Below are 23,242 nucleotides of genomic sequence, written 5' to 3' on the forward strand. Positions count from 1 at the left end.
TCCTCCCTCGTCCCGATGTGATCCAAAAGCGGATGGGGCCCGTACCGGGCTATAAAATTGGTATGCGATAGGGAGGGCGCCTATGGCCGACACCGCCGAAATTGCCGAGCTTCTGGCCCGCGTCGCGCTGCGCGACCGGAACGCGTTTCGTGCGCTTTATGCCCGCACGAGCGCGAAACTTTTCGGCGTGAGTTTGCGTATACTCTCCAACAGGAGTGAAGCAGAGGACGCCTTGCAGGACGTATTCATCAAGGTTTGGCAGCGTGCCGAGGGCTATCGTCCCGAGGCCGCCAGCCCCATGACGTGGCTGATCGCCATTGCGCGCAACAACGCCATAGACAGGGTTCGGGCCCGGCGGCCCGGTCATACCGACATCGACGAAGCGTTCGATCTCGAGGATTCGGGGATGAGCCCCGAGCAGTCGGCGATCAACACCGACCAGGGCAACCGGATCGAGGAGTGCATGGAACACCTTCGGCCCGAACGCGCCGAAGCGGTGCGCCGTGCCTATGTCGAAGGCGAAAGCTATAACGAACTGGCCGACAGGTTGGGCGTGCCGCTCAATACCGTGCGCACCTGGCTACGCCGGTCGCTCCTGGCCCTGCGCGACTGTCTTGGAGCCTATTAGACGAACCGATGAGTGATTTTGACGACACCGAATTGAACCGGGATGAAGAGCGCCTCGTGGCGGTCGCCGAATATGTTCTGGGACTGGGCAGTGCGCAGAGCAGGGCAGCGATGGCGCGCGCTATCGAAACCCGGCCCGATCTCGCTGCCGAACGTGCCTATTGGGAGCAGAAATTTTCTGCCTTCAATGAGGACTACGTGCCAACAACGCCCCCGTCCGGTCTTCTCGCCCGCATCGAGCAGCGGCTGTTTGCCGAGACCGTGGTCAAGGCGCCCTGGTACGATTCATTGGCATTGTGGCGTTCGCTTGCCGCCATGGCCGCAGCCGTGGCCGTGCTGGCCGTGGGGCTCAACCTGTTCCAGCCGGCTTTCGAAACACCGGGCGACACCGCCCAACTGGTCGCGGCGATGCAGACGGTGGACAGCGAGGTGAGCTTCATTGCCCGCTATGACGCTGCCTCCGGAGCGTTGCGCGTGAGCGGAACGGGCGCCCCGGCCGGACAGGGCAGCGATTACGAACTCTGGTTTATCGAAGGGGACGATGCTCCGATCTCGATGGGTGTTGTCGATGTGGCCGACGGACAGACGATCGCGGTCGACGAACTCTTGCGCGGGCGAATGGCCCAGGGCATCACGCTGGCAGTAACCCTGGAAGTCGCCGGCGGCTCACCCACCGGCGATCCTCAGGGCCCCATCGTTGCTGCAGGGCCGATTGCGGCGATCTGAAAAAAAATCGCGCGCTGGTGAAACTTGTTGTTTGCACCCTCCGTAACTGATCGCGAGCCTTCCAAAAAGGAAGGTCAAAACAGATGATCTTTCAGGAGATGAACACCATGCAGACCCGTGCAATTGCTCTTTCCGCCCTTCTGGCCACCTCTGCGCTGACCGGCGCCGCGCTCGCCCAGGACAACCCCATGGTTGGCGGCGCACCGATGTCACCGGACATGAATATCGTCGAAAATGCCGTGAACTCGGCCGACCACACCACGCTTGTGGCCGCCGTTGAAGCTGCCGGCCTTGTCGAAACCCTTCAGGGCGACGGCCCCTTTACGGTTTTCGCCCCCACCAACGACGCGTTCGCTGCACTGCCCGAGGGCACCGTCGATACGCTTCTGATGCCGGAAAACCTCGAAATGCTGCAGCAGGTTCTGACCTGCCATGTGGTTGGCGTCGAAGCAACCGCGGCTGATCTTGTGGGCATGATCGACGCCGATGGCGGCAGCCACACGATCGAAACGCTGGGCGGGTGCATGCTTGAAGCCACCTATGATGGCGACACCGTCACCATCACCGACGAGAACGGCACGGCCGCGACCGTCACCATTGCCGACGTCATGCAGTCCAACGGCGTGATCCATGTGACCGACGCGGTGTTCACGCCGGCCATGTAAGATCGATAGAGGCACCCGCGGCTCAGCGTTCGCCCCCAATCCTACGATGAGCCGCAAACTGCGCCCGGCCCGCCCTCCGTCGGCCGGGCGCAACCGCGTTCGGCGATACACGCGGGGTTGACTGGATCGCGGGTTGACTGGATCGCGGGCCAATTTGTTGGGATAAGGGACGCAGGGAGAATGACAATGATCGACCGTCGCAATTTCCTTCTTGCCGGTACTGCCATCGCCGGGGTTGCCGCCTTCGGCTTCACCCTGGCGGCGCGGGGTGCGGAGGGCGAATTTCCTTTCACCCTCACCGATGCCCAATGGCGCGAACGCCTAGACGAAATGCAGTATTATGTGCTGCGCGAGCACGGCACCGAGCGCGCCTTTACATCCGAACTCGACAAGTTCTACGAGCCGGGCATCTACAATTGCGCCGGATGCGGCCAGGCGCTCTATTCATCCGAGGTCAAATATGACAGCCATACCGGCTGGCCAAGCTTCTGGGAAGCGCTGCCCGACGCCATCGGCACCTCGACCGACACCACGTTCATGATGGTGCGGACCGAATGCCATTGCTCGAACTGTGGCGGGCATCTGGGTCATATTTTCGATGACGGGCCCGACCCGACCGGCAAGCGTCATTGCATCAACGGTGTCGCCTTGACGTTCGTTGCCGCCTGAGGTCTGAATGCGGGAATCGTTTGTTCGCGGTTCCTTCCATGACCCTCACCATCATCGAAACCGGCCTCGTGCCAGAGCCATTGCGCGGCCGGTTCCGTCCTTATCCTGAAATGTTCTCCACCATGCTGGCCCGTCACGGCAACGGCATCACGCCCCAATTCGTGCCGGTTCTTGAGGGCGCACCGCTTCCCGATCCCGCAAAGCTGGACGCCGTGCTGATCACCGGGTCGCCGGCAGGGGTCTATGACCCGCTGCCCTGGATGGAGCCGCTGCGCGACTTTATCCGCCGCGCCCATGAAAGTGGGACCAAGATGGTGGGCATCTGTTTTGGCCATCAGATCATCGCGGATGCTTTGGGCGGCGATGTCCGCAAATCGGAAAAGGGATGGGGATTGGGCCGGCACGTCTATGAGGTGGTGCCCAATCATCCCAATTTCGTGCCTGGCGTCGAAAACCTGGCCATCGCCTGTTCCCATCAGGACCAGGTCATCACCCCTCCACCGATGGCGAAAGTGATCTTGCACAACGCATTCGCCCCCAATGCCGGATTGGCCTATGCAGGGGGGAATATCCTGAGTTTCCAGCCGCATCCCGAATTCGAGGACGATTATTCGAGAGCGCTGATCGACCTGCGGCGCGGCAAGGTTTCAGAGGACATTATCGAGGCGGCGCATGATTCAATGAAGACTCGCTCGGACAGCGCGATTCTCTCTCGCGTCATCAGCCGGTTTCTGTCGAGCTAAAGCCCTTCGCGAAGGCCCGCAACTTCGCGCCGCAGCGTGTCGATGCCCAGCCCCTTCTCGCTTGAAGTGACAATAATCTCCGGGTGCGCTGCAGGGCGCTTGGCGATGAATTTGGCCGTGGCCGCAACCACGCCATCAAGGTCTTTCTCGCTCAGCTTGTCGGCCTTGGTGAGCACCACCTGGTAGGAGACCGCCGCCCTGTCGAGCTCGTTCATCACCGTGGCATCATTGGGCTTAGGCCCGTGGCGGGCATCGACGAGCACATAGACGCGGCGCAGATTGGGGCGCCCGCGCAGGAACTGGTGGATCAGCTTGTTCCATTTTTCGACAGCGGGCTTGGGCGCCTTGGCAAAGCCATAGCCGGGCATGTCGACGAGGCGGATGCCGCCCGCTTCGGGAGCGAAGAGGTTGAGCTCCTGGGTCCGGCCCGGCGTATTGGAGGTGCGGGCCAGCGCGGACTGGCCGACAAGCGCGTTGATCAGCGAGGATTTGCCGACGTTGGAGCGACCCGCAAAGGCGATCTCGACGACATCGTCTGCGGGAAGATCGGACACGCGGACGCAGCCCTTGAGGAAAATCCAGGGACGCGCAAACAGCAGGCGGACGGTTTCGGGCAGATCGGACATGTGATGACACCAAAAAGAAGGGCCGGTTTCCCGGCCCCTCGCGTTTGCTATTCAGCAGCCTTGGGCTTGCGCTTGAACGAATTCTTGATGTTGCCGAGCAGGTCGACCGTAACGCCGTGGCGGCGCATGATGATCCACTGTTGAACCACCGAAAGGAAGTTGTTCCAGGCCCAGTAGATCACGAGGCCGGCCGGGAAGGTCGCCAGCATGAACGTGAAGATCACCGGCATCCAGTTGAAGATCATCGCCTGGGTGGGGTCGGCCGGGGGCGGGTTGAGACGCATCTGCACCCACATGGTGATGCCCATGATGACCGGCCAGATCCCGATTGCCAGGAACGAGCCGATGACCGGAACGGCGCTCGGATCGTAAGGCAGAAGGCCGAACAGGTTGAAGATATGAGTGGGATCGGGCGCTGCCAGATCCTGAATCCAGCCAAAGAAGGGCGCGTGGCGCATTTCGATGGTGACGAACAGGACCTTGTAGAGCGCAAAGAAGACGGGGATCTGGATCAGGATTGGCCAGCAGCCCGAAATCGGATTGATCTTTTCGGTCTTGTAGAGCTCCATCATCGCCTGCTGCTGGGCAGCGCGATCGTCCTTATGCTTTTCCTGGATTTCCTTCATCTTGGGCTGGACGCGCCGCATATTGGCCATCGAGGCATAGCTCTTGTTGGCCAGCGGGAAGAAGATCGCCTTGACGATGACGGTCACCGCCAGAATGGCCAGACCGAAATTGCCCAGGAACTCGAAAAGCAGCCGGATGAGATAGAACATCGGCTTGGTTATGAAATGGAACCAGCCCCAGTCGATCATCAACTCGAACCGGTCGATCGAATAGGCCCTTTCGTAGGAATCGATGATCGATTCCACCTTGGCGCCGGCGAAGGCCAGGCTCTCATGGGAAGCGCTGCCACCCGCCGGCACGGTAACCGGCGCCTGTGCCACGAAATTGGCGCGATAATCATTGCCGCTCGGCACGTTGGTGCCGTGGAAATAGCGGGCATTGACCGCCTCATCCTGGGGGGGAATGATCGCCGTCGCCCAATATTTGTCGGTAAAGCCGAGCCATCCGCCGGTCGAGGCGAAATCGAGCTGGCCATCGTTCTGCAGGTCGGAATAGGAGCGCTCGACCAGATTGGCGTCACCCAGGACCCCCACGGGCCCCTCATGGAGAATGAAGAAATTCTGCGTCTGGGGCGTATAGAGCCGGGCAATACGCGAATAGGGGAACAAGGTCACATCGCCGGCACCGGAATTTTCAACGCTCTGGTCGATGGTGAACATGTAGTTCTCATCGACGCTAATGGTGCGGCGGAAAACCAGCTCGTCGCCATTGTCCCAGGCCAGCGTTACAGGGGTTGCCGCAGTGAGCGTGTCACCGCTTTCGAGCGTCCATTCGGTCTGCCCGTTGGGAAGCGCCACATCGGCGCCCTGCGCGGCGACCCAGCCCTGCTCGAGATAATAAGGCGTGTCCGAACCCACCGGCGAAAGAAGCGTGATGGTCGGGCTGTCGGGATCGGTCGTCTCGTTGTAGCGCAGCAGGTGCAGATCGTCGATGCGCGCGCCGGTCAGATTGATCGAGCCCGAAAGGGAACCGGTTTCGATGGCCACGCGGTCGGACGCGGCAAGGGCATCGTCGCGCGTCGCGAAAACCTGGGTGTCCGCATCCGCCGACGGTGCGGCGCCTGCAGCGCCATCGGCGCTGGGTGCTGCCAGATCGGCGCTGTCCTGGGCCTGTTCCTGCTGGGCGGAAAGCTCGGCCTGCCGCTGGGCCTGTTCGAGCTGGGGGCCGGCGATGAAGAACTGCCATCCAAAGAGCACGAGCATGCTCAGGACGACGGCCAGGATCATGTTGCGATTGTTTTCGTTCATTGCTTTGGATGTCCGCTTGGCGCTTGGGCCGGTCTGTGCACGCGCGCGATGGCCTTGCCGAGTTCGCGCGTCAAATTGTCGAACGGTTCGGACAGGCTTTCGCGCCGCCCGATCAACACATAGTCGTGGCCGGCGACCAGCCGGTCCGAACAGGCCCTCACCGCCTCACGCAACCGTCTTTTGATGCGGCTGCGTTCAGGCGAGTTGCCGGTCTTTTTGGTCACGGTATATCCCACACCGGGACCAGGATCGGCAACAGAGGTGGCCTGCAACACAAAGCCGCGCCTGGCAACTTTACTGCCCCGCGCGGCTTTCAGAAATTGCGCCCGTTTTTTCAGGCGCCGTATCGGCAATGCCGGACTGTCCGGCATATCGGGCAAAGCCGCCCGACTTACGCCGAAAGCCGCTTGCGCCCGATCGCGCGGCGGCGATTGATGATCTTGCGGCCGTTCTTGGTCGCCATGCGGGCACGGAAACCGTGACGGCGGGCGCGCACAAGATTGCTCGGCTGGAAAGTACGCTTCATTATGGTTCACCGCGCGCCGGTCCGCGCGATCCTCTGGTTAAGCTTGTCTGTTGTCTTTAAGTCTTGCGCGAGCGGGCATGGGGCAAGCGTCCCGGGCCATCGGCAAAGGTTGGGCGGCTTATAGGGAAAAGGGAGGGGCAAGTCAATTGCGCGGCGGGCACAATTGCGTGCGTTCTCTCCCGCTGGCCAGTGGGCCTTGACCGCGCTAAAAGCGTGGCAACAACCATAATGGATTCGGCCATGGGTCGCGAGCACGATCACGGCCAAAAGGCAAGGGCAGGCGCGTGGCGCAGGACGAGAGGATCGACCTTTGCATCGTAGGGGCCGGCCCCGCCGGCATCGCGGCCGCCGAGCGCGCTGCGGCGCGGGGGTTGCGCGTCGTGCTCGTCGAGGCGGGCGAACTTGGCGGCGTTTCCCACAATTGGGGCGCCCTGCCGGCCCAGGCGCTCTCCGCGGCGGCCGAGCGCGCGCACCAGATCCGCACGGCCAGGGACCTGGGTCTGGGAAGCGACGAGCCGCGCGTCAATTTCGCCCGCATCAATGCGCGCATCCGCACGACGATCGAGGACGCCGGCCCTGCCGTTTCTCCAGAACATCTGGTCGCCCAGGGGATCGAGGTCGTCAACGGCCGGGGCCGGTTCACCGGTCCGGCGGCGCTGGAGGCCGCGGGGCGTACGATAAGAGCAGCTCATTTCCTCATCGCCACGGGGTCGCGCCCCATCGTGCCCAACCTGCCCGGGCTCGAGGCGGTACCCTATTATACGCCCGAAACGATTTTCGAGCTCACGCGCCGCCCGTCCCATCTGATTGTCGTGGGGGCCGGTGCCACCGGGCTGGCCCTCGCCCAATCCCATCTGCGGCTTGGGGCCAAGGTTAGCGTTGTCGAGATGCTCGAGCCGCTTTCGGGGGAAGATCCCGAGCTTGTCGAAATCGTTCTGCGCCGCCTGCGGGCCGAAGGGCTCGACCTGCATATTCATACAGGCGTCGTTTCGGTTTCAGCGATCGGCAATGACGAAATCGCTCTCGATATCAAGACCGGCCCTGACGAAAAGCGGATCGTGGGCACCCATTTGCTGTTTGCCACCGGGCGGCAGCCTGACTTCGAAGGGTTGGGGCTGGAGGCGGCCCGTGTGCGCATGCAGCGGACGCGCCCCGTGCTCGGGCGATCGGGCCGGACATCGAACCGCCGTATCTTCGTGACGGGCGACGCCGCAGGGCACAGCGGCACCCATGCGGCCCGCCACAGCGGGGAACGTGCCGTCGACGAGATGACAGGTGCGGGCAGCGGTGAGGGCGTAATCATACCCCACATCGTGCACACCCGGCCGGCCATCGCCCGGGTCGGCATGACGGAGGCACAGGCCGCAACCCGCCTCAACGGCCGCTTCGAGATCGTGCGCGTGGCGATGGCCGAGACCGATGCGGCCCGGGCCCGCGCCGAGCCGCACGGGCATGCCAGGATCATCCTCGATGCCGGTGGAAGGGTGGTGGGCGCCGGGGTGGTCGGAACGAGCGCGCCCGAGATCATCCCCGTGCTGGCGCTTGCTGTGGAGCGGAAAATGAAACTGTCCGATCTCGGCAATTTTCTCGTGCCTTATCCCGCTTTTTCCCAGATCATTGCCCTGGCGGCCGCCGAATATGCGCGCAGCCATGCCGGCGCAAGCCCAGCGGGCTGGCGGCGTGTCCTTAAGCGTTTGTTGCCATAGGCAAAATCGGGCGGTAGTCTGACAACATGACACGCGACATCGCCAAGGTGCCCGGTCCTTTCGCCGGCCTCTCCGTCAAGCTCATAGCGGCGATCGCGCTGGTCATTCTTCTCGTGGAGGTCGCGGTCTTTCTGCCATCGCTCGCCAATTACCGCGTCGGCTGGCTCGAGGACCGGCTGCGCGTTGGCGGCGTGGCTGTGCGGGTGTTCGATACGGTACCCGACGTCATGGATCTGCCAGCCGAGATTACCGATCCCCTCCTGCAGGCGGCGGGCGCCATCGCAATCGTCTATCGCCGTGAGGGCCAGACCGATCTGATCGGGCTCGAGGCCGTGACCATGCCCGAGCAGCCCCATCTTGCCGATCTGCGCGACACCAACCCCATGCGCCTGATCGTCGAGGCGCTCGATACGCTGGTCATGGGCGGCCAGCGCACCCTGCGCATAGTCGGCGTGCCTCCGGGGGCGGGGGACGCTGTGGTGGAAATCCTGATGCCCGAAAGCCCCTTGCGGGCGGATCTTTTGACCTATGCGGGCAATATCGTGCTGGTTTCGATCGTCATCGCCGGGGTTACGGCCTTCGTCATCTACGTTCTGGCCGAGAATTTGCTGATCGGCCCGATCAAGAGGTTGACCAACCAGATGCTGGCCTTCCGGGAAAGCCCGGAAAACGGCACGCTTGTCATCGTGCCCGACGCGGCGCGCAAGGACGAGATCGGCATTCTCGAACGCGCGCTGGCCGACACACAGGCCGAACTGTTCGCCATGCTGCGCCAGCGCCGCCATCTCGCCGATCTTGGCATGGCGGTTTCCAAGATCAATCACGACCTGCGCAACATGCTGACGTCGGCCCAATTGCTGTCCGACCAGGTGGCCAATCTCGATGATCCTCAGGTCCAGCGCCTGGCGCCGCGGCTTGTGACCACGCTCGACAAGGCCATTGCCTTTGCCCAGACGGTGCTCGATTACGGCCGCCAGCAATCGGCGCCGCCGCGCGCCGAGCCCGTCGACCTGCGGGCTCTGGGCTTTGAAGCGGCCCTGTCGGCAGCGCTTACCGGACATCCACGGATCGTATTTGAAAACCAGGTTCCCGACGATTGCGTCATCTCGGTCGATCCCGACCATCTGGCGCGGGTTCTGACGAACCTTTTCACGAACGCGCGCGAAGCGCTCGACGCAAGCCCTGAGATTTCCTCGCCCCATGTCAGGCTTTCCCGCGAGCATACCGGGGATGGCGTGCGGCTGGTCGTGGCTGACAACGGACCCGGCCTGCCGCCCCGGGCGCGCGAAAACCTGTTCGTTGCCTTCGAGGGCTCCGCAAGGGCCGGAGGCACCGGCCTGGGCCTGGCCATTGTGCGCGAACTCGTCGAGGCCAATGGCGGACGCGTCGAACTGCTCGCGACCGAGCGGGGAACGGCTTTCGCTATCGATCTGCCGTCCGGTGCGGCAGCGGGCGGTTAATGAAATTTCCTAGAAAACTTCCCGCCTTGGCCCCTTGCAATGGCCGCCGAGCCGGTATAAGCGTTCGCCTGCCGCTCGGGGCACCGCTCCGAAACCGCGTTCATCGCACCGGCACTGCGCGCCCGTAGCTCAGCTGGATAGAGCACCAGACTACGAATCTGGGGGTCAGAGGTTCGAATCCTTTCGGGCGCGCCATTTTTTCGCTCACGCCAGTCTCACTTCGTTCGACGGCTCCGCGAGGGTGGCCTGCCCGGCCAATCGCTCGACTGGTCTTACGCGGGCATGATCCAGATGGTTCCTGAGCGGGGGTTGCGGGTTAAGGTTGCATCGATCCGAAAGACCTGGGCCAGATTCTCGGTATTGAGAACATTGTCGGGCCGATCGCATGCAACAAGTTGGCCGTCATGGAGCAGGCAGAGCCGGTCGCAGAACATGGCTGCAAGATTGAGGTCGTGCAGAGCCGCGATGACCGTGATCCCCAGATTGCGAATGAAGCGCAAGAGATTGATCTGGTGGTGAATATCGAGGTGATTGGTCGGCTCGTCGAGCACCAGAACCGCCGGTTGCTGAACAAGAGCGCGCGCCACCAGAACCCGCTGGCGTTCGCCCCCCGACAAGGTTCTGAACAATCGGTCCCTCAGCGATTGTAACTGCAACAGATCAAGGGCCGCTTCGACAAGGGCGCTGTCATGGTCGGTGTCCGCTTCGAAAAGCTTTTTGTGTGCGGAGCGGCCCATGGCGATCACGTCGCTGACCGTCAGTGGAAAGTCGGCAGGCATGTCCTGAAGGACGGCGCCAACGTGGCGGGCCGTCCACTGCGCCGATTGTTGCCAGACGTCTTTTCCATTCACCAGAACACGGCCGCCCGTGGGGCGATTGGTGCGATAGATCGTGCGCAGCAGGGAGGACTTTCCCGCACCGTTGGGACCCAAAAGGCCGATCATTTCCCCCGGTGCGACGGCGAGCGACACGGAATTGACAAGAGCCTTGCCGTTCACGGCAAAGCTGACGTTTTCAAGGGTCAGCGTTCCGGACCTGATATAATTCATGCCGACTGTTCCCGGACCTTGGCGTCGCGGCGCAGCAACCAGATGAAGAAGGGGCCGCCGACAAGGGCCGTTATGATCCCCACGGGCAACTCAAGCGGTGAAATGACCGCCCGGGCGACAAGATCGGCCGCAATTGCGAAGCTGGCCCCGACCAATGCGACGGCCGGAAGCGCCCGGCGATGGTCCGAACCCACGAGAAAACGGACGATGTGAGGCACGATCAGGCCCACAAAACCGATGACGCCGGAAACCGCGACCATGACCCCGGTGAGCGCGGCGGTAAGGACGAACATTCGCTGCCGGAAATGATGCACGTCGAGCCCCAGTGCAGTTGCGCTTTCATCGCCGGCCATCAGGAGGTTAAGGCGTCGCGCCTGTACCAGCATTATCCCAAGACCAACGACCAGCGCCGCGACCGGCAAGGGCAGAAGCTTCCACTGAGCCGCCGCAAACCCGCCCAGTGTCCAGAAAAGCACGCGTGAGGCCAGTTGCGGATCGGGTGAAGTGAGGACAAAAAGGCTGGTGAGTGCGCTCAACACCGCGCTCATGGCGATACCCGCCAGAACGAGCCGGGTTGGCGTGATCTGTCCGCCGGTCCGCGCCACCCAGAAGACGACGATCAGGGTGACGAGTGCGCCAGCGAAGGCCGAGATATATAGTGTAAAGGCGCCCAGACCCATCAGGCCCCAACGCATCACCACGACTGCGCCGGTAGCGGCACCCGAGGAAACGCCGAGAATGCTGGGGCCGGCTAATGGGTTGCGAACAATGGCCTGAATTGTCATTCCGGTGGCCGCCAGCGTTGCGCCGACGGCGCCGGCCAGGATTACCCGCGGCACGCGCGTTTCGATTATGATCGTCTCATAGACGTCGCGCCAGGTGACGGGCACCAACTCGAAGCCCATAAGCCAATTGACGAGGATGCCCAGCGCCGTCGGCGCCGGGATGGAAACCGAGCCGAACATCAGGCCCAGGACCGACAGAACAACCAGAAAGGCGGCCAGGACCCCCATGGCAAGTCCATAGGGCATAGACGCCGCCCGCACCGGTGCCGAGGGCGCCCGGCCGGCAATGGAACCGCCATTTGCGGAGCCGGGCGTGGAGCGCAGCACGGCGAGGAGCCTTGATTGCTCCCCGCCATCGTTCATGTCCGGCTTGCTGTCGAGCATGGTGCGACTATTCGGCGAAGGCGTCGGGATGAAATGCCCTGGCCATTGCCTCGACGGCATCGAGGGTGCTCGGTCCGGGCTGGCCTTTGACCGAATCGATAAGGATGAAGCGTTCGTTGAGCACTGCGGGAACCTCGGCGATGGCTGGCGTTGCCTTGAGGGTGTCGATACGGGCCTGTCCCAGTTCGGTGTCGGGATCCTCCACGATCTGGCCGCTTGCCGTGCCCGAATAGAACACCACGATATATTCGGGCTCGCGCTCGGCGATCTGCTCCCAGCTCACCTGACCGTAGCGATTGGCAACATCGGCAAAGATGTTTTCGCCGCCAGCGGCTTCGACGGCCCGGGACAGCAGGGTGTGCCCCAACACGGCATTGGGAGTGGTATCGCCCCCATTATAGATGAACACCGATATCGGTTCGACGCCTTCAAGGTCCTGGGCCACGGCATCGAGACGGGTCGAGAGTTCATCAACCAGCGCCTCGCCGCGATCTGCAACCCCGAAAATCGATGCGACGGAATCGATTTCGGCGAACAGTTCGGCAAAGCCGAACGGACCGAGATTGCAGCCTTCGGTGTTGAGCCGGGTTTTCATGCCCAGATCGTGCAACTGGTCGCGGGTATGGCGCGACTCGCTGAAACCGTCCGGATAGCCCGCATAAACAAAATCGGCCTCGGCCTCGATCAGTTCTTCGGTCGTTGCCACCAGCGGGGAGATGATCGGAACCTCGGCATAGGCGTCGGCGTATGCGGGGCTGATCTTGAGGTTGGCCATGTAGGAGGTCCCGGCCATGCGATCTTCGAGCCCCAGCGCCAGCATCAACTCGGTGGCGTTGTTGGACAGCGTGACGGCCCGTTCGGGTGCCGCCTCGTAGGTCGTGGTCACGCCACAGTTCTCGTCGGTATAGGGAAAGCCGGTTTGCTCGGCGAGCGCAGGTGAAGCAGCCAGCATAAGAGCCAGTGCGCCGACGATACCCGGCCGGCGGTGAGTGTGAAGATTGATCATCAATGGACCTCGGTTGACGGAGTGGATGGAGAAAGGGATTGGAGTGCGCCGAGCGCTTCCTGGCCGAAAAGGGTTGCCATGGCGTCGGCCTGAGGCTCGGGGACCTCACCATTACAATTGAAGATCAGCCGAACGCTCTCGATGCCGGTCTGGTCGCGCAGGGACGTCAATTGCTCGACACAGTCCTCCGGGCTGCCCGCGACCATCTGCCGGCTGAGGAAGAAATCGCGATCGATCGGTTTGATCGTGTCCAGCGGCCGGTTCTGGGCGATCGCGTAGCGCTTCCGCCTTTCGTAAAGGCGAGGCAGTACGGCATCGACAGTCGCAAGGGCCTCGGCGCGTGTGGGCGCGATCGTGACGTAGCGCGAAATCGAGAAATCGGCCGGATAGCGCCCGGATCGGTTGCCGGCAATCTCGTCATAGACCGAGAGCTGCCTTTGCTCGGGGGGCTCAAGACTGAGGAGAAGCGGGAGATCGCGCGAGACGGCGAATTCTATGGTCTCCGCGGTCGAACCGGCGGCATAGACGGGAATTCGTTCACCGTCGGGCAAGAGCGGTCCTACCGGCGCGGAGGAACTTGGCCACGCGCTACCCTCGGAAACGAGGGTGGGCCGGTGCCAGGCGGATTTCATCAGCACAAAGGATTGTTCGAACCGATCGCGGGTGCTCTCGGGCGGAATGCCCAGGACGGCAAGCGTTGACGGATGCGTCCCGCGCCCGATGCCGAGGTCGAATCGTCCCCCGCTCTGCCAGTGCAGTTGGGCAATTTGCTCGGCGAGCAGCAGAGGGTGGTAGAGCGGCAGGACCACGATGGAGGTGCCAACCCGAATACGTCTTGTCCGGGCAAAGATCGAAGCGGCAAGAAGCAGGGTGGAGGGGTAGGGATCGGGCGGTTGCTGGAAATGGAATTCGTTGAACCAGATCCCATTGTAACCCAATGCATCCATTCGTGAGCAGAAATCCAGAACAGCATGATGGTCGAGGGCCCTTGTGCCCCGCGTAAAGCCGGCAATATCAATTCTCATGGCTTTCCCTCCACACACCGATTGCCAGCGCCGACGCTGAGACGGTCGGGGGGTTCCCGCGTCTTGCAAGGCAGCCCGATTTGGCGCTCAGACGATTGCATGCCGAAATACCGAAAGCCTGCACGTTCACCGCGTCACGGGCCAAAAACTTGCAAATTCCATGCAAGTTTTTACCGGTCGCCTCGTCAGCGCGGTTCAAATGGAATGTTGGGTATGGCGCCCGCATGGACCCGGCCTTTTCAAGACGGGCGCATGAACGCAATTAGACGCATAAGGCTGCGGAATGCTCATTTTCTGCCCCTGCCGGAACACCTCGTCCGGCTTCATGGTATGGTGCCTGGGCAGGTCTCCTGGCTCACGGCTCTGGCGCGTTCGCGGCCTTCCCGGACATCTCCAGTGGCATCATTGCGAAACGCTCGCCGCTTACAGTTGCGAGGGCAGCCACGGCGTTGGCCCCTGATGGGTAATCCGCACCGTGTTCCCTTTTAATCCGCGCATATGGCGGAACCGAAGCGTTCCGTTTCTCGCATAACCAATGCGGTGACACAAGATGGGTGATCCGCTCCGCACAAACGAAATGCGCCGGAGCAAAACCCCGGCGCATTTCGTCAACTTGGCGGCAGATTACCGGGCCGATGCGCCGTCGACCAGTTCGGCAGCAAGGTCGATCATCACCTGGGCCGAATCCGCATTGTTGGTCTCGGCCATGGCGAAGTGACCGGTGCCCGGAGCGCCCAGATCGCCGAAGCTGACCAGTGACGCATCGATACCGGCCTGCTGCATAGCGGCCAATTGGCAGGGCTGGCCCGCGGCAAGGAAGCTTTCCGGTGCGCCTATGAGAACCACCGGGATGTCGGCGAAGTTGGTGAGCGTGCTCACCGCATCGTCAGGCTGCACGTCACAACCGTCTGCGTTCTGGACGGGTTCGAAGCCTTCAGGAAGCGCGGGGTCGAAAGTCAGCCCCTCGGCAATGCTGAGCATGTTCGATCCGCTGGCTTCGAACGCAATGATGCCCGCGACATTGTCCGGCTGCATGTCGGCAGCCCAGAAGCCGCTGACCCCACCGGCCGAATGCAGGACCAGAACGGCAGGGCCGACCCGCTCGAGCAGTTCTGCAATATCGTTGGCCGCCACTTCATTGCCTGCATATGGCGTGGTGGACGAGGCGACGACCCAGTTGAGAATGCTCTCGCTTTCGGCGGTAACTTCACCTTCGGGCCAGTTGCTGGCGGCAGCAAGGCGCGCGATCAGGGCGCTCGGCACGCTCGTCAAGCTGCCGTCGCCATAGTCGGGGGAAGCCGGCGAGCGGCCATAGCCGGGACGATCGACGATGTAGAGATCGAAGCCGGCATTGAGGAAATAGTCGCGCCAGCCGTCACGGCCGTCCGGGGTGTAATACCAGTCGGAAGCCTGACCGCCACCGCCATGAACCAGAATAAGCGGCAGGTCGTGCTGGGGCTCTTCAGGCAGGTAATATTCGACATGCATCTGGTTCTTCACGAACACATTGCCTTCGGCGTCGGGCTCTGAATATTCGGCGCCGACATAGAAATTGCCCATGTCACGCAGATGGATGGGGCCGGCTTCGCCACCGGTCGCGGCGCTGTCCTGGGCGAAGGCGCCAGCGGCGGTGGTCGCCATCAAGGCGCTGGCCAGGACGGCCGTGAATTTGCGGGTCATATGTTTCTCCTCCACAGATAGGCGATCCAACTCGCTCCCTCGCCGCGTCGGATGACCGGAAAAGGCGGGAAAGTCCGAAGTCGCGGGCAAATCCAATCGCAGTGGAGAACTTATTGCCTGCATGATCCGCCCATCCTCCTGCACAATGTTGCTGGTCGGAGCTGATGGGGAACCCTTTACCTAAAAAAGCCGCACCCGTGAGGGCGCGGCACAGTTGCAGCCTTGAACGGCTCGGGAAGATCAGTCGTTGGTATTGCCACGCGAGGCGAAGCGCTCGATTTCGGCGCTGATCTCGAAAATGTATTCGGGCGGGAACCACCCCTCATCGATCAGCCGGCTTGTCTGGGCAACCAGTTGCGCCGCGTACTCGGCGGGAGTGGGATACATCTGGGCGAGTTGATCGTCGGGCAATGGGGTGGCTGTACCCATCAGGCCGCAGACGAAATTGCCCTCATTGGGGGTCGAGAAGGTTTCCCAGGGGACCTCGACCTGCGGGCTGCGCATGCCACCGGCGGCGTTGCCGTGTTCGTCGAGAACAATGGCGGCGTTTTCCGCATCGCCTTCGAATTCGATCCGCTCGGCCATGGGCGGCTCCTGGCCCTCTTCGAGCCAGCCATGCATGTAGTCCAGGCCCATAAAGACCATGGCGTTGAACATGAAGTTATCGATGGGCAGGGTGCATTCGTTCCAGCCTGCCTCATACATCTCGCGCGATTCCAGATGCGGCATGCCGGCGACCTGGTAGAGGCGGTAATCCTCTGAATCGGCAGGGAAGGTTCGCGTGCCGTCATCCCACTCTGTCTGGGTGGCGAGGATGATGACCGGCACGTCATAGACGCTATCGAGCACATCCTGGGAGGGGCCATTGGTATCCCAGACATACATGGCGTCGATCAGGCTCGAACCGTCGTCCATCTGGTAGGCCGCGTTGCCGTTTTCCTGTTCCATGAAGTTCATGGCGGTGCGCGAGGTCGCCGAAGCGCCGCTGATCACCATGTGCTCGACATTCCACTCGTCTCCGAGCGGGTTCGCGGTCTGCATGAGATAGGCGACCTGCGCGATGATTTCGTTCTGGGCGGGATCGGTCTGACCCTCCTCGGTGACGGCCCCTTCAATAGAGAGACCGGCGTAGCGCTCCCCGTTATAGGCTTGCAGGCTGCCGATCAGGCCGGGCGTGTTGACCACTTCGATATAGGCATGCCCGTTCATCATGCCCCCGACGCGGGTGGCCATCCACATCTGGGCCGATTGGGCCGGATGCAGCGTTTCGATGGATGCATAGCCCGAGAAATCATCGATGTCGGCGGGGCGGCGGACCACGATACGCGTCGTATAAGGGGCACCATTGGCCTCGCCGGAGATGAAGAACTCGTCTTCGATGTAGTTGTGAAACTCCGGTTCGCCATAAGCCGGCCATGCCTGAGGTGTGTCCTGGCCCAGCGTCGGACCGCGGCGGCTGGGGTGCTGCATGTCGTCAGCGCTCGACCCGATAGGGCCCTCTACCTCGGGCAGGGCCGGAACCGATTGGGCGAACGCGGCCGGCGCGGCAATCGCCAGAACGAGAGCGGCAATGCCGCCCATGGCTAAGGACTTGAACGCAGCGTGACCGAGGGGCCGGCCCGCGTTGGCGGAAACGAGTTTGGTCATGATCTTCCTCCCAAAGAAACAAAGCCAAGTGGAAATATAATTTTTCGCTTTGCGAAAATTTATCCGTTTAGCGAAAAAAGAGTATGAACCAACGACGCATGCTGTCAAGCGACTGAAGGACTACGTTTCGCCCTGCGCGCGCCGGTAGGCGGCGGGGGTCGTACCACTGAGGCGGCGGAAGTGACGGGTGAGATGTTCCTGGCTCGCAAATCCGCATTCGAGCGCCACATGGGCGATGGGCAGTCGCGTTGCCGCCAGCAGCAATTGCGCTCTTTCGACGCGCAAGCCCAGCAGGTAGCGGTGGGGCGATGCTTTCAAATGCGTCTTGAACAGCCTCCCAAGGTGTGAGGCGCTGCACCTGACATGCCTGCCGACGTCGCTCAGGGTGATCGAGCGGTCGAGATTGCCGATCATGTATTCCAAGGCGCGCGTGACTGTCGCGCTGGAGATCCTGTGAGGGTTCGGGGGTACATGGTGACGATCGTCACTCCGCTCGGACTGGATGCTGGCCAGATGGCTCAGGATGGTGCTCGCCAGATTGTCGAGCATACCCGAGCCGGCGCCCATGGGAAGGTCGAACAGATCCTTTGCCATGTCCAGCAGGCCGTCGAGTACCTCATCAGAGGTCAGCATCAGCGGGCGGCTCAGGTCGGCCCGTCGCTCGGGCGAACGCGTCCCCGCGATTCCCCGCGACAGGGCAAGCGCCGCATAGAGATTTATGCCGGTTTCTCCAACCCGCAGCCTGAATGCGCTATTGGGAGGCACGACCAGCACGCCACCCTGTGCAAGCGTGCGTGTATATACCCTGTCGGAATAATAGACATCGGCCGCCATCTCCCCGCCCACATGGCGAATAATGAGAAGGTCCGAAGTCGCGCCGAAGGAAGCGGAAAAGGGTCCTTCGCGGCGCATCTCGACGCCCATGCTGCGGCGATCGCTGGAAATTGGCGGCGAACCTGTGAGCGACGTGCGGGCTTGTTCCAACCGCGCAATATGCATCTGCATCTATCGTCTCCATTGCATCCGGAGTGCGGCCCGGCGGGCATCGGAAAGCCGCGAAAGGCGAGAACCCGCGCCGGTGGCGGACCCGGTTTCCGGGTCCGCCTTCAGGCATCAGAAGCCGAAGAGGGCCTCGTTTTCGGGCCGTTCCATGCCCTCCTCGTGGAAGCGTTCCCACATCTGGGCCCAGGGACGCCCGAACCAGTCGGGGACGAGATAGTCGATCACCTGACCGGGCGAGACCGGTTGGGCGCGACCGTCCACGGGATAGATTGTCGGGTTGCACTCGACGAAGATATAGGGATCGCGTTCATCGAATTCGCCGAGGCGCTCGAGCACACGCACCATGCGGATCGGTTCGACAAGCGCTTCGGGGTCATAAATGATCGCTTCATGCCGCAAGCCGATCAGATTGCCCTGGTCGTCGGTTTCAGGTGAATAGACTTCAACCGTCTGCATCAGGTTGGAATGCTCGAAGCCACCATGGGTCATCCAGCCCTGAATGTTGGATGTCCAGGTGATCAGATTGTCGCCGTTCCAGAACCCGATGGTCTCCCCATACCAGCGCGGCACGGCCTCGCCGAGACGCGGCACGCTGCCTTCTTCGATGGTGAATTCTTCATCGATGTGAATCTGGGTGAGGAAGTTGTCGGCGACGCCGGTGAGAATCTGGATGATATCCTCGTTCATGAGCACCTGATGGTCGCGGACCGAATGCTCGTGCCAACGGCGCAGGAAGCCCTCCGGCCAGCAATACTGGCTGGGCCACATGGCAGCGTTGGTGTTTGCATGATGGTACGCTTCCTGAACGAAACGCTTCTGGTATTCGGGGGTAAGCAGCGAAACGATAGTTGTCGCCTGAATGATCCGGCCCCAGAACCAGTTTTCGCTCGAGTCCGTATAGACCCCATTCCAGTCAGGCAGATCGGCCATGGCACGCTTGAGGGTTGCCCCGTCATCCTCGGCCTCGGCCAGAAGAGCTTCATAGTGTTCCTGGGCGGTCGCGAACGGATAGGGGCTGACGATTTCCTCTCGCGGGTAGTCTGCCTCACAGAAGCCCCATGCACCCGATGCCGGTGGATTGTCGCCGATGATCGCGTTGCCGTAGGCTCCCCACTGGCTTTCGAGTCCCATCGGACTGTTGCAGCGGAAATAGCGCGGGTCAGACCACAAATCGGCGTCCTGGTAGAAGTCGTCGGACGTGAAAATGTCGCGCTCGAGCTGATCGATCCCATCGGGGACCTCGCCATTTTGGGCGGCGATGGCTTCTCCTCCAAAAGCACCGCCACTTCCCGCGCCGACAGCCTGGTGGCCCTCCTGATCGGCCATTGGCCAGCCGAAGCCGACACTCTCATGTTCGTCCTGCGCAATGGCCGGTTGAACCAGCGCCAGGCTGATAACGGCCAAGGACGTGACAGCCAGATGACCTGGCAATCTCAAAGTCATATTGGTCTCCTCCCAAAGCGAAATATTCGCTGTACGAAAAAATATCCGTACAGCGAATATTGTTGGCGAACCCGCCGGCCTTGTCAAGCCGAGAGGAAAGGGCGGGAAAGAAGGGTGGATTCAGCCGTGGAGGCGTTTGGCGATGCGGGCCAGATGGCGCCCCTGCCAGGCGGCGCCGTCGAGTTCTTGGTCGCTGGGCATGCGCGATCCATCCGAAAGCGTAACCGTTGTCATGCCGTAGGGCGAGCCGCCCCGGATCATGTCCACACCCATCTGGTCCTGATAGGCATAGCCGAGTGGCACGATAATGATGCCGTGATGCTGCAACGCAGCCTGGGTGCTCAAGATGGCCTGTTCCTGCCCTCCGTGCTGGGCAGCCGTCGAGGACATGACCGTCGCCACCTTGTTGACAAGCGCGCCCTGGGCCCACAGCGGTCCCGTCTGATCGAGGAAGTTCTTCATCTGCGAGGCCATCATGCCGAACCGGGTCGAGATGCCGAAGATGAATCCGTCATAGTCGGCCAATTCGGCAGGACTGGCGAACGGCGCATCCTGCTCGAGCTTGTAATAGGCCTTTCGGGCCACCTCTTCAGGAACGAGTTCGGGCACGCGTTTCAGGGTCACGTCCGCGCCAGTTTCGCGCGCGCCGCTGGCCGCGGCCTGCGCCATCGTCTCCATGTGACCGAAGCTCGAATAATAAAGTACCAATATTTTTGCCATGAAATCCTCCGCTAGGCGAAAAATAATTCGCAATGCGAAGACTCGGCAGTTCGGCTGGATAAGTCAAGACCACAGTGAAATTCGCGCCGGGGGCTGAGGGCTTCATTACTCTCGATAGAGCCCGGCCGCTGCTAGTGTCCGGCCGGGGTGAGGGCGGTTTTGACCAGAACCGGGTATTGAGACAGCTTTGCGGTGATGTTGCGCGATGCCTGAAGCAGCAGGGACAGGCGCTCTTCGATCAGGGCCTCCGCCGATAGCCGTCCGCTGTATCCCGACGTGTTGATTGCCGCCACCGCCCGGCCCTCGCTGTCGAACACCGGAACGGCGATCGAGGCGATGCCATAATCGAGTTCATCGATCCCCAGCGCGTAGCCAAGGCGTTTGGCCTCCTTGAGAACCTGGAGCATCTCTGCCTGATCGGTAACTGTACGGTCGGTCATCGCCTTGAAAGGCGCCGTTGCAAGAAACCGATTCTGGGTGGTCGAATCGGCATGGGCCAACAACACCTTCCCCAGCGAGGTGGCATGCGCAGGGTAGCGCGCGCCGATTGCTGCGATGGGCCGGACGGCGCTTTGGCGCGAGGTGTGGGCGAGATAGAGCACCATGTTCTCGTCAAGGATCGCCACCGACGAGGCATCGCCGAACACATCGACAAGCTGGCGCAATTCGGGGAGCAGAAATTCATCGATCTGGCTTGAGCGCATATAGGACGAACTCAGCGTTAAGACCCGCGCGCCCAGCGTGAACTTGCGGCCATGCTGCCGCACATATCCCAGGATCGACAGCGTATAGAGGCATCGCCTTGCCGTCGCCGGCGACAGCCCGGTGCGCGCGGCGACCTGGGATAGCGTCATCTCGACATTCTGGCTGTCAAAGCACTCCAGAACGGCAAAGCCTCTGGCGATGGCGGAGTTGAATTCTTTCTCATCGATAACCTTGCCATCCAGGACACTTGACATGGTGCTTCCTTTCCATAATTATTCGCTGTACGGATATGACTTCGCTGAGCGAAAAAAGTCAACTGCAAAAGCGACCATAACCGGGAGGAGAATCTATCAATGGACAGCACCGACAGCGCAAGGGGGTCTATGCCCGCACCGATGCCTGCCGGCCCGGGCTATGGCCTGGCCGAGTATGGTGCGCCATGGCACGATTGCGATCGTGTGCTTGTCACCGTTCATGGCAGGGATCGGACAAGCGATGAATTGCCGATCAGCTTCGTTTCCCAGGCCATCTCCCGCGTCACGCGTATCCTGGCACCCTACGCGAACAGCAAGAGCTGGTACGATGGCCGCTATGACGCACCGCGCGCCCAAAATGCCGATCAGGTGAATGCTGGGCTCGCGCAGATCGAGGCGGCATTTGCACTGGCCGGCGATAAGGGCATCCCCACCTCGAAAATTGTCCTTGCAGGCTTTTCGCAGGGCGGATGCATGGTGGCCGAATATCTTCTGAGCGGAGCCCGACGGCCGGCAGCCGCCGCGATTTTCACAGGTAGCGCCCTCGACGTCGCCCATCCGCGCCAGTCGGGTTCCGGCCTCGCGGGATTGCCGATCCTGCTCTCGGGCGGCGATGCCGACCCCTGGCTGCCCGAGGACGACCTCAGGGCAACCGGTGCGCTGCTCGAGGCCCTGGGGGCCGATGTTCGATTTCAGATATTTCCCGACGGCGACCATTCGGTCCGCAGTCAGGAAATCGCGCTTCTGGGCCAACTCGTTCAAGGCGTTGGACCCGGAACATAACTCTGCCCGAGCCCGCGGGGCCCGCGCAGCATCAAGGACCAGACAAGGAGGATTTAGAGTGTCTCAGCGTCCCAATACCAACAAGCCGGCCAAAGGTCTGGACGGCAATCACCACATCACCGGGATCACGGCCGACGTGCAGGCCAATGTGGATTTCTGGAGCCGCATAATGGGTCTGCGCTTCATCAAGAAGACCCTCAATTTTGAAACGACCTTCCGCTATCACACCTATTACAGCGATGCGGACGGCACCCGGGGCAGCGTTGTTACCTTCCTCGAATTCAACGATGCACCCAAGGCCAATCCGGGCAAGGGCAACCATGCGGCGGCCATCCTGCGCGTGCGCAGCCACGAGGCCCTCGACTATTGGATGGATCGCCTCACCAACGAACAGATCTATTCGGAGCTGATGCGACTCGATCCCACGCAGCCGCGCCGCCTGGTTTTCCAGGATTTCGAGGGTCATACGGTTGAACTTATGGCGACCGACGCCAAGGACAAGCCGCTGGCTTTCCCGGCGCAGGACATTCCTGAGGCTTACCGGGTCACCGGCATCGAGGGCATTCGGTCCTACACCACCCTCGACGAGCTTCAGCCCTATGCCGAACACATGGGCTTCGTGCGCAACGACGCCATGCAGCGCTATGAGCTCAACGGCGACACCAAGAGCGCGCGCTGGTACACGGCGCCCGCGCCCGAAGGCTCGTTCCAGGAGATCGGTGTGGGCCTATGGCATCACCTGGCGCTGGATGCCGACGAGGATCTTTCGGGCTGGCGCGATTATTCGCATTCCGGTCCCATCCCGACGACGCCCGTCTATGACCACCATGTGTTCGATAGCTGCTACACCCAGACGCCGGGCGGTATTATTGAATTGTGCAGCGCGGGTCCGGGCTTCCTGGTGGACCAGAGCGCGAGCGAGCTCGGCGAGCGCCTGGCGCTATCAAAGAGGGTCGAACCGCTCCGCGCACGGCTCGAGCGTGAGTTGACCCCAATCACCAATCCCCGCCGTCCGGACGGCAGTCTCAAGAGCGAACCGGCTGCCGCTGGCGATAAATCAAAGACCGGCAAGGAGAAGGTGGCCGGCTAACACTCATGCCTCGCCACCTCGGTGGCGGGGCGTCTCCGGTTGGGGAA

Annotated in this window: 23 protein-coding genes, 1 tRNA gene and 1 riboswitch; of the genes, 10 read left to right on the forward strand and 14 right to left on the reverse strand. The window is 62.0% G+C overall.

Features of this window, described 5'->3' with window-relative positions:
* Nucleotides 1–82 precede the first annotated feature (82 nt).
* From KKY_RS00325 to KKY_RS00345, 5 genes are all read left to right on the forward strand, one after another.
* Nucleotides 83–628, forward strand: a complete 546-nt coding sequence (locus KKY_RS00325) for a sigma-70 family RNA polymerase sigma factor (protein WP_014129265.1) — start codon at nucleotides 83–85, stop codon at nucleotides 626–628.
* Nucleotides 629–636: 8 nt separating this feature from the next.
* Nucleotides 637–1,353 (forward strand): anti-sigma factor, encoded by a 717-nt coding sequence (locus KKY_RS00330; protein WP_014129266.1) that lies wholly within the window; start codon nucleotides 637–639, stop codon nucleotides 1,351–1,353.
* A gap of 107 nt (nucleotides 1,354–1,460) precedes the next feature.
* Nucleotides 1,461–2,018, forward strand: coding sequence for a fasciclin domain-containing protein (locus KKY_RS00335; RefSeq protein WP_050811766.1), 558 nt, complete (start codon nucleotides 1,461–1,463; stop codon nucleotides 2,016–2,018).
* A 186-nt stretch (nucleotides 2,019–2,204) separates the two neighbouring features.
* On the forward strand, nucleotides 2,205–2,687 hold the full coding sequence (gene msrB / locus KKY_RS00340) for a peptide-methionine (R)-S-oxide reductase MsrB (RefSeq protein ID WP_014129268.1): 483 nt from the start codon (nucleotides 2,205–2,207) through the stop codon (nucleotides 2,685–2,687).
* A 38-nt stretch (nucleotides 2,688–2,725) separates the two neighbouring features.
* Nucleotides 2,726–3,430: a glutamine amidotransferase-related protein gene (locus tag KKY_RS00345; protein ID WP_041528490.1), complete on the forward strand. Its 705-nt coding sequence runs from the start codon at nucleotides 2,726–2,728 to the stop codon at nucleotides 3,428–3,430.
* Here the strand turns inward: KKY_RS00345 and yihA are convergent.
* Genes yihA through rpmH form a run of 4 tightly spaced genes read right to left on the reverse strand, consistent with a single transcriptional unit; the run spans nucleotide 3,427 to nucleotide 6,456 of the window.
* The gene (yihA, locus tag KKY_RS00350) at nucleotides 3,427–4,047 is read right to left on the reverse strand and encodes a ribosome biogenesis GTP-binding protein YihA/YsxC (RefSeq protein WP_170171092.1); all 621 of its coding nucleotides are present in this window, start codon (nucleotides 4,045–4,047) and stop codon (nucleotides 3,427–3,429) included. The two genes, KKY_RS00345 and yihA, sit on opposite strands and share 4 nt — an antisense overlap.
* Nucleotides 4,048–4,103: 56 nt before the next feature.
* Nucleotides 4,104–5,930 (reverse strand): membrane protein insertase YidC, encoded by a 1,827-nt coding sequence (yidC, locus tag KKY_RS00355; RefSeq protein ID WP_014129271.1) that lies wholly within the window; start codon nucleotides 5,928–5,930, stop codon nucleotides 4,104–4,106.
* Nucleotides 5,927–6,301, reverse strand: coding sequence for a ribonuclease P protein component (rnpA, locus tag KKY_RS00360; RefSeq protein ID WP_041528491.1), 375 nt, complete (start codon nucleotides 6,299–6,301; stop codon nucleotides 5,927–5,929). The genes yidC and rnpA overlap by 4 nt, the downstream gene beginning before the upstream one ends.
* A gap of 20 nt (nucleotides 6,302–6,321) precedes the next feature.
* A complete protein-coding gene (gene rpmH, locus KKY_RS00365; RefSeq protein ID WP_014129273.1) occupies nucleotides 6,322–6,456 on the reverse strand; it encodes a 50S ribosomal protein L34 in 135 nt (44 codons plus the stop codon).
* Between the two features lie 284 nt (nucleotides 6,457–6,740).
* Here rpmH and KKY_RS00370 point away from each other — a divergent pair, with 284 nt between their 5' ends.
* From KKY_RS00370 to KKY_RS00380, 3 genes are all read left to right on the forward strand, one after another.
* On the forward strand, nucleotides 6,741–8,162 hold the full coding sequence (locus KKY_RS00370) for a dihydrolipoyl dehydrogenase family protein (protein ID WP_014129274.1): 1,422 nt from the start codon (nucleotides 6,741–6,743) through the stop codon (nucleotides 8,160–8,162).
* A 26-nt stretch (nucleotides 8,163–8,188) separates the two neighbouring features.
* Nucleotides 8,189–9,622 (forward strand): sensor histidine kinase, encoded by a 1,434-nt coding sequence (locus KKY_RS00375; RefSeq protein WP_014129275.1) that lies wholly within the window; start codon nucleotides 8,189–8,191, stop codon nucleotides 9,620–9,622.
* A gap of 118 nt (nucleotides 9,623–9,740) precedes the next feature.
* Nucleotides 9,741–9,817: transfer RNA gene (locus tag KKY_RS00380), tRNA-Arg, on the forward strand.
* A 77-nt stretch (nucleotides 9,818–9,894) separates the two neighbouring features.
* Here KKY_RS00380 and KKY_RS00385 read toward each other — a convergent pair.
* The 10 genes from KKY_RS00385 to KKY_RS00430 form a co-directional block, all read right to left on the reverse strand.
* Nucleotides 9,895–10,671 (reverse strand): ABC transporter ATP-binding protein, encoded by a 777-nt coding sequence (locus KKY_RS00385; protein ID WP_014129276.1) that lies wholly within the window; start codon nucleotides 10,669–10,671, stop codon nucleotides 9,895–9,897.
* On the reverse strand, nucleotides 10,668–11,840 hold the full coding sequence (locus KKY_RS00390) for a FecCD family ABC transporter permease (RefSeq protein ID WP_014129277.1): 1,173 nt from the start codon (nucleotides 11,838–11,840) through the stop codon (nucleotides 10,668–10,670). Before KKY_RS00390 ends, KKY_RS00385 begins: the two co-directional genes overlap by 4 nt.
* Nucleotides 11,841–11,847: 7 nt before the next feature.
* Nucleotides 11,848–12,846 carry an ABC transporter substrate-binding protein gene (locus KKY_RS00395; protein ID WP_014129278.1) on the reverse strand — a complete coding sequence of 333 codons (999 nt, stop codon included), beginning with the start codon at nucleotides 12,844–12,846 and terminating at the stop codon, nucleotides 11,848–11,850.
* A complete protein-coding gene (locus KKY_RS00400) occupies nucleotides 12,846–13,871 on the reverse strand; it encodes an LLM class flavin-dependent oxidoreductase (protein WP_014129279.1) in 1,026 nt (341 codons plus the stop codon). Before KKY_RS00400 ends, KKY_RS00395 begins: the two co-directional genes overlap by 1 nt.
* A gap of 323 nt (nucleotides 13,872–14,194) precedes the next feature.
* A riboswitch (cobalamin riboswitch) is annotated at nucleotides 14,195–14,398 on the reverse strand.
* Nucleotides 14,399–14,495: 97 nt separating this feature from the next.
* Nucleotides 14,496–15,551 (reverse strand): alpha/beta fold hydrolase, encoded by a 1,056-nt coding sequence (locus KKY_RS00405; protein ID WP_014129280.1) that lies wholly within the window; start codon nucleotides 15,549–15,551, stop codon nucleotides 14,496–14,498.
* 240 nt (nucleotides 15,552–15,791) lie between these two features.
* Nucleotides 15,792–17,198, reverse strand: coding sequence for an alpha/beta hydrolase domain-containing protein (locus KKY_RS00410; RefSeq protein ID WP_014129281.1), 1,407 nt, complete (start codon nucleotides 17,196–17,198; stop codon nucleotides 15,792–15,794).
* Nucleotides 17,199–17,318: 120 nt separating this feature from the next.
* The gene (locus KKY_RS19300; RefSeq protein ID WP_014129282.1) at nucleotides 17,319–18,203 is read right to left on the reverse strand and encodes a helix-turn-helix domain-containing protein; all 885 of its coding nucleotides are present in this window, start codon (nucleotides 18,201–18,203) and stop codon (nucleotides 17,319–17,321) included.
* A gap of 108 nt (nucleotides 18,204–18,311) precedes the next feature.
* Nucleotides 18,312–19,643: a hypothetical protein gene (locus tag KKY_RS00420; RefSeq protein ID WP_083823872.1), complete on the reverse strand. Its 1,332-nt coding sequence runs from the start codon at nucleotides 19,641–19,643 to the stop codon at nucleotides 18,312–18,314.
* 120 nt (nucleotides 19,644–19,763) lie between these two features.
* Entirely contained in the window at nucleotides 19,764–20,363 is a 600-nt protein-coding gene (wrbA, locus tag KKY_RS00425) for an NAD(P)H:quinone oxidoreductase (protein ID WP_014129284.1), read from the reverse strand.
* Between the two features lie 131 nt (nucleotides 20,364–20,494).
* Nucleotides 20,495–21,322, reverse strand: a complete 828-nt coding sequence (locus KKY_RS00430; RefSeq protein ID WP_014129285.1) for an IclR family transcriptional regulator — start codon at nucleotides 21,320–21,322, stop codon at nucleotides 20,495–20,497.
* Between the two features lie 99 nt (nucleotides 21,323–21,421).
* Between KKY_RS00430 and KKY_RS00435 the strand changes: the two genes are divergently transcribed.
* Nucleotides 21,422–22,105, forward strand: a complete 684-nt coding sequence (locus KKY_RS00435) for an alpha/beta hydrolase (RefSeq protein ID WP_014129286.1) — start codon at nucleotides 21,422–21,424, stop codon at nucleotides 22,103–22,105.
* A gap of 58 nt (nucleotides 22,106–22,163) precedes the next feature.
* Nucleotides 22,164–23,195: a VOC family protein gene (locus KKY_RS00440; protein ID WP_014129287.1), complete on the forward strand. Its 1,032-nt coding sequence runs from the start codon at nucleotides 22,164–22,166 to the stop codon at nucleotides 23,193–23,195.
* Nucleotides 23,196–23,242: the final 47 nt, after the last annotated feature.

This window comes from Pelagibacterium halotolerans B2 (genome assembly GCF_000230555.1).
Taxonomy (GTDB): Bacteria; Pseudomonadota; Alphaproteobacteria; order Rhizobiales; family Devosiaceae; genus Pelagibacterium; species Pelagibacterium halotolerans.